The organism is Paenibacillus popilliae ATCC 14706, from assembly GCF_000315235.1.
GTDB lineage: Bacteria > Bacillota > Bacilli > Paenibacillales > Paenibacillaceae > Paenibacillus_B > Paenibacillus_B popilliae.
Genome location: NZ_BALG01000374.1, coordinates 1 through 278 on the forward strand (window position 1 = coordinate 1; position 278 = coordinate 278).

1 protein-coding gene is annotated in these 278 nt (G+C 43.5%); it reads right to left on the minus strand.

Going from position 1 to position 278, the window contains the following annotated elements:
* On the minus strand, positions 1-278 hold a 278-nt coding region (locus PPOP_RS23020), incomplete at both ends, for a hypothetical protein (RefSeq protein ID WP_042229775.1).

Sequence of the window (278 nt, forward strand, 5' to 3'; positions counted from 1 at the left end):
AAAATGCCTGCTTCTCGACTGATTCCTTTGATAACTAAGGTCGTTGCTTCTTCTGGACGAATAGGCACAAAACTTCCAATCGGATCAATGGCTATCACAGTAAACTGAACGTATTTCAGTGTATCTAAAACCTGTGCTTGCCACCCCGGTCTATCAAATAAGTTATGCTCTATCATGTCAACCGTAGGTAAAAATAGGTGTTGTAAAGCTTGGCGTTGCCCGTTTATGTTTTCTTTGGCTTGCTTGACCTGGATGACGTTCTCCGCTGCTGCCTCTAG